Annotated in this window: 3 protein-coding genes and 3 pseudogenes; 1 reads left to right on the forward strand and 5 read right to left on the reverse strand. The window is 64.2% G+C overall.

Annotation, left to right across the window (positions count from 1 at the left end; all coding sequences use genetic code 11):
* Positions 1-153 precede the first annotated feature (153 nt).
* A pseudogene (locus Q1B08_RS20670) lies at positions 154-600 on the reverse strand (transposase); the annotation flags it as partial.
* Between the two features lie 67 nt (positions 601-667).
* Between Q1B08_RS20670 and Q1B08_RS20675 the strand changes: the two are divergent.
* Positions 668-1,503: pseudogene (locus tag Q1B08_RS20675) on the forward strand (transposase); the annotation flags it as partial.
* Here Q1B08_RS20675 and Q1B08_RS20680 read toward each other — a convergent pair.
* The 4 genes and pseudogenes from Q1B08_RS20680 to Q1B08_RS20695 form a co-directional block, all read right to left on the reverse strand.
* Positions 1,484-1,943, reverse strand: a pseudogene (locus Q1B08_RS20680) (transposase); the annotation flags it as partial. The pseudogenes Q1B08_RS20675 and Q1B08_RS20680 overlap by 20 nt on opposite strands.
* A gap of 406 nt (positions 1,944-2,349) precedes the next feature.
* Positions 2,350-3,189, reverse strand: coding sequence for a glycosyltransferase family A protein (locus Q1B08_RS20685; protein WP_299823053.1), 840 nt, complete (start codon positions 3,187-3,189; stop codon positions 2,350-2,352).
* Positions 3,190-3,246: 57 nt separating this feature from the next.
* The gene (locus Q1B08_RS20690) at positions 3,247-4,188 is read right to left on the reverse strand and encodes a glycosyltransferase family A protein (RefSeq protein WP_299823056.1); all 942 of its coding nucleotides are present in this window, start codon (positions 4,186-4,188) and stop codon (positions 3,247-3,249) included.
* On the reverse strand, positions 4,185-5,598 hold a 1,414-nt coding region (locus Q1B08_RS20695), incomplete at its 5' end, for a hypothetical protein (protein ID WP_299823059.1). The genes Q1B08_RS20695 and Q1B08_RS20690, both read right to left, overlap by 4 nt.

A 5,598-nucleotide genomic window follows, 5' to 3' on the forward strand; every position in this document is an offset into this window, starting at 1 on the left:
GCTCTGCACCCTCAACGCCATGCTCGCAGCAGGAACAGACTACACCCAGCAGACACCTGGCTAAGTACAGTTGCCGGTAAACGGGGGGCGGTTCACCGATTCCAAATGAACGTCCGCTACTTTAATGCCGAGCTTTCCTTCACCCTGAGCGGCTTAGACGGCGGGTTCTGTGAAGGGGATGCCGAGAGCTGTGAAGCGGTTCAGGATGGCGATGCGGACCTGGAGTTCGGCGGTCTGGCGGTCGAAACCTCGTGCCATGAGCTTTTGACCGAGCGATTTCATGCAGTTCATATTGAACTCGGCGCGGCTGCGGCGGTGATAGCCGCTCTGGCGCCGTCGGATGGTCGGGCCAGGGCGCCCGATGGCGCGTAGCGCCTCGATCCGGCCTGCCGCCCCGGGGCTGTGCTTCTTTCATGGCCTGGCGTTGCGCCGGGGCGGGAGGACCGCGGCCGCGCCCCGGATCGCGATGGCATCGTGGCATCCTTAAGTATTGTACGCGCCGTCAGAAATTACGGATGCGATCTCCTCGTTTGCCGGGACTTGGCCGAGCAGATCAGGCAATACAGGAGCATCACCCGCACCGCTGCCGGTAATTTCGACGGTAGTGCCCCACCGGGTGGTGTAGGAAGCTGCGCGCCGAACCCCCGGTGTAGCGCAGCGCACGGCCGGGCGGATCGTTAGTCGGGCGGCGGTAATCGCGTGCCCTGCGGGCACCCGTCAACGAGGACGGCAAGCGCGAGGTTTTCGGCGTCGGCACCGGGCCTTCCGAGGCGTTCCGGGGCTTTCGCCGCGCCACGGCGCGACGGTCCCCTGCACCGTTCTGGACGGACTTCCTCCGGTCTCTCGCCGACCGTGGCCTGCGCGGCGTGAAGCTGGTTGTCGCTGACGATCACAAGGGCCTGCGGGCCGCTGCGCGGCGGGTATTCAATGCAACCCATCAACGCATCGGCAAGCCGACCGTTCACTGGATGAGGTTCGCGCGCCCATGGCCCTGCCGAGCAGCGGACGGCGGTGGCCGCGATGCTGAAGACGATCTTCGCTCAAGAGAACAAGGCGGATGCCGAAGCCCGGTGGCACGCCGTCGCGGATGCTCTCCGCGAGAAGCAGCCCAAGCTCGGCACGCTCATCGAGAACTCGCGCGACGACGTCCTTGCCTACATGGACTTCCCCCAAGAGCACTGGGCCCAGATCGCATCGACGAACCCGCACGAACGGGTCAACCGCGAGATCAAACCCATGTCCGACGTCATAGGCATCTTTCCGAACGACGAGGCCATGCTCGTTCACGCTTCGCGGCTCGCCGTCGGCGTCCTGATGCTCGAGACCAAGGACGAGTGGACGGTCGCGCGCCGCTACATGCGTCTTGAAACGCTCGCGCGTGTCACCGACACTCCCACCGTCAGGCTGCCCGCCATGGCGTCCCGATCAAGCTCGGACCCTCCGAAGGACAGCGCTCCTACACCATCCAACGGGGCACTACCATTTCGACTGCACGGACCTTGAGCGTGCTCTCGTCGACCGCGAGGGGAACCTTGCGCCAAACCCGCCTACGCGCCCCGCCATGCTTGCGAGCGTGCCATTCGCCTTCGCCGCGGACCTTGATACCGGTGCTGTCGATCAGCCGGTGCAGCGGACCACCGCTACCTCGATAAGGCAGCTGGACGGCCAAGGTCCTCTGTCGTCGGCAAAGCGTCAAGAAATCCGGAACAGGCCGGTCGAGCCCTGCCAGCTTGAGAAGGCTCGCCACGAAGCCTGTCGCCTGGCGCAACGGTAGACCGAATAGGACTTTGATCCCTTTCGGGACATCACTGCGTGATGCCCTGTCGGACAGTGGTCAGGCACGCTTGGATCGCGGCGTCGCTGTAGACTGTCTGCCCGCCGCGCTTGTCCGACGCTGCCGCGTGCCAAAGCGCCGACGGGGCAAACCGACCTCTCGTGGACATTGCTGCGCAATGCACTGCCAGTCAGCGGACGGTCAGAGATCCACGTTTACGCAGCAAGGCTTTGTAGGTGGACCAGTTCAGTGTGCGGTAGCGGTTCAGGACAGGCTTGGACATCCCGTCCCGCTATGACGCTGGACTCGCGAAGTGAATCCTACACAACCTTCGTACAACAAGGCCCCTCACCAGTATCGACCTGATTGGCCAGGTCGACGCCGAAAATCAATATTCCTTCATAGCCAATCCTCCCCGATCCTGTACGGGCCATATTTACACAAGTGCCGTCAGGAGGGGCTACCCAACCCATCATCAAAGCCTGTTTACAGATCCCTCCTGGATTGTGGATTCGAATGAATTCCAATAGATTAGCGATCGTCTCTATTCTGGATGCAGATCGGCGCCTGCCGCGTCATTCGCCGATCGTCCGGCCGACATAACCTTCCAACCGGCCGAACGCGACGGCGGCATGGAGTTTCGCCCGCGAAACATCCCGCCGCGCCAGAAAGATCAGCGCGCCTCCCAGCGGTCGAAGGGACCACCGGAGAAACTGGACGAGACCGTATCCGTGCCGGCGGAGTACATGCCCCATTCCTCGGCCGTAACGCCTCAATTTTCGCCGTAGCGCGGGATCGGATCGGGCCACTGGCAGTTCCTCGTGATGACCCGTCATGTCAGGATCGTAAAAGCCGGTCGCACCGGTCGCCAATGCCCGCAGAACCAAGTCTTGGGCCTCGGCGGATTGCCACGGCGTCGTGGCGCCGACGCCGATCGTCTCATCATAGCCGTCCAGGCTTTTCAGCAGATCGCGACGGAAGAATTGCAGCCACTCGATCGACGTCGTCCAGACATTCGCGCGGACGATGCGCTGCGGCGCGTTCTCGAATCTGCCGTTGATGGTGCGGCCGGTCTCGTCCACCGGGCGGCCGGCGACGAAGCCCATATCCGGATCGGCCAGCAGCGCCAGGGCCCGGGCGAGGCAATCAGCGGGATACCAGCAATCGTCATCCGGAAACCCCACCACAGCCCCCGAGGCTCGTCGCAATCCGACGTTGCGGCCGCGCGACGCGCCGCGCATTCCGGGGGTATGAAGATGGACGACCGGAAACGGCCATGCGCCGCCGATGGCTTCAGCGACCGGCGCGTCTCGGTCGTTCTGATCGACGACGATTACTTCCAGCGGCAATGCGGTCTGGCGCGAGAGGCTGTCGAGCAATCGGGTCAGCGGCGCCGCCGGGCCGATGGTCGCCACGACCAGCGACAGACTCCCGGATCTACCAGACCCGGACGGTGGGGCTCGGCCGGCCATCTAGAGGTCAAGTATCCGCTCCGGTGCAATGCGACCGGTCAGCATGTCGAAAAGGGCGATCCTGTTGCCCGAGGCACGGCCTTTGCGGTCGATCCAAGGTTCCGGCCTAAGTGCCCGAACGTGATTGGCCAGCACGTTGCGGACCATGTGACGCAGGGCCAAGGTCCGGCTCATGGTTCCCTTTCGCCGAAGATAGAACGGATTGGCGATCTGGCTGTATCCCAACCGCAGGCCTTGCCGCTCGCGTCCCTGCTTGGTGCCGCAATGTACGCCGGTGAAGGCGTCGGTGACGAATTTGCCGCCAGGAATCCGGCTGGTGAAGTCGATATCCTCCTGCCAGCCATAGAGCGGCAGACGCTCGTCGAACCGGAGCGCCCCCAGGGCAGAGACGCGCACGGCCATGTTACATCCGTAAAGCCCTTCGACCCGGCTCAGCAAGCGCGGCGGGCCGGGAGGCGGGCCGTTCTCGTGGTCCCAGAGCAGCGCCAGCGCGGTCTTGATCGCGAGACCGGTGCCGTGAATTCCGTCCGCCAGAAGACGCCCGGTCAAGCCGTTCGCCTGCGGGAACGCATCGAATGCCCGCACCATCCCGTCGAGCGCATCGAGGGCCGGAAGGTAATCGTCGTCGAGAAAGGCGACGATGCCGGTATCGCCGCGAAGCCGGTCGAGCCCGCGGTTGCGCTGCGCCGTGAGCCCCTGCGGGCCTGTGCAGATCTCGACCCGGAACCGCGCATGGGGCGGGGCCCGGTCCGGCGCGTCGGTGGGTGTCACCACCGACAGCACGACGATATCTGGCGGCCGCGTCTGGTTGGCGAGTCGGTCGAGCAGGGCCGCAAGGTGATCCGGGCGACCCGAGGAGGCTACGACGATGCCGATCCCGGGCGCCGGCAAGTTCAGTCCCCGGCCGCTCCGGTCCCGCCGCCTCCGTGTCGCCTCGCTCATGCGATGAGATCCGGAAACGAAAATCCCGGGCCGTCGAGCGTCAGGTCGGTGATATTCGCGACGATGCCAATGAGTTCGCGCACAGTACCTGCCCCGGCATCGTGCCAGATCGCCGTCCCGTCGTAGCGCGTCTCTCTCTCGAGATCGTAGTCGCCGGGCGCGCCGGAAAGACGGATCAGATCCTGTCCGGACACGAAGTCCCAGATCAAGACGTAATCCTCCGTCCCCTCCGAGCTCGGGTCCAAGTCATCGTAGAACACGGTCCCGTCCGATCCGAAGACGAACACGTCCTCGCCCTGACCGCCCCGCATCACGTCGATCTCGGACCGGCCGTAGATCCCGGCATCGGGATCCACCGCGATCAGCGCGCCCCCCGCCTTGTCCGCGACAAGAGTGTCGCTGCCGACAATCTTAGAGATGTTCACATCCCCGAACGACACATCGTAATAATGCGACACCAAGAGCAACGAGCCTGTCCGCGGCTCGTCATAGGTCATCGTCCGCTCCATCAGCCAATCAGTCGGCTCGGTCGCGTCGACGTCCCAGACCTTGAGGCTGTAGGCCTTCGACATCCCGTCGACCTGCTCCACCCGAAGAGTGAAGTTGTAGGTCTCGCCCTCCTCGAGCGTGACATAATCGAGCTGCGACCGCCCGAAAAAGAACATCCGCCCGCCATCCTTGTTCTCGTAATAGAGCAGCTCGCTCGGATTCCATCCCGCCTTCGGCTGCTTGCCCGAGATCGGGTCGTCCGAATGACCGCTCCACAGCATCCCGAAGCCGAACGCGCCGCCATCGCGGCCGCGCGGATCTACCGTGTCGAGATCGTGCATGGTGATCGGGACCGTCAGCTCGTAATTGTCCCAATGCTCGTCGCCGATCGCCACCACGCGATCATATCCCGGCTCGGCGGAGCGCAGGCCGTCGGCGGTCACGATCCACCTGCCATCTACGATCTGGACCGCATCCTCAATGGCGCCGACCTCGCTCCAGTCGATCGCGTAATCCGGGCTCCAGCGGCGACCGGATTCGTAGTCGATCACGATGTTCTTCTCGTAGGTGCTGCCATCCGACATGCGGGCGATGAGCGTGACCAGGTCGTCGGTCGCGGAGCCGTCGAGGTCGGCATAGGCAATGTCGGCATTGAAATCGCCATCGGCCTGCAGACGCCTCGTGTCCGGGCCAATCGCCAGGGTGCGGGGAGCACCGCCGTTCAGGATGTAGGACAATCTCACAACGTCGTCCGAGACATTGCCAAGGATGTTGATCCAGCTCTGCGCCTCGCCGGGCAAACCGAAGGTCTGCGCGCTTCCCGACCAGACGTTGATCGGCTCCCCGCCCACCTTGATGCGCACGGTGGCGGTGTCTTCCAGCGCGCCGTCGCTCACCGTGTAGTCGAAGCTGTCGGTGCCG

The sequence above is a fragment of the uncultured Jannaschia sp. genome (assembly GCF_947494025.1).
Classification (GTDB): domain Bacteria; phylum Pseudomonadota; class Alphaproteobacteria; order Rhodobacterales; family Rhodobacteraceae; genus Jannaschia.

Excerpts from the sequence above, each read along its gene's own strand:
- Q1B08_RS20690 (WP_299823056.1), bottom strand. The coding sequence starts at position 4,188 with ATGAGCGAGGCGACACGGAGGCGGCGGGACCGGAGCGGCCGGGGACTG.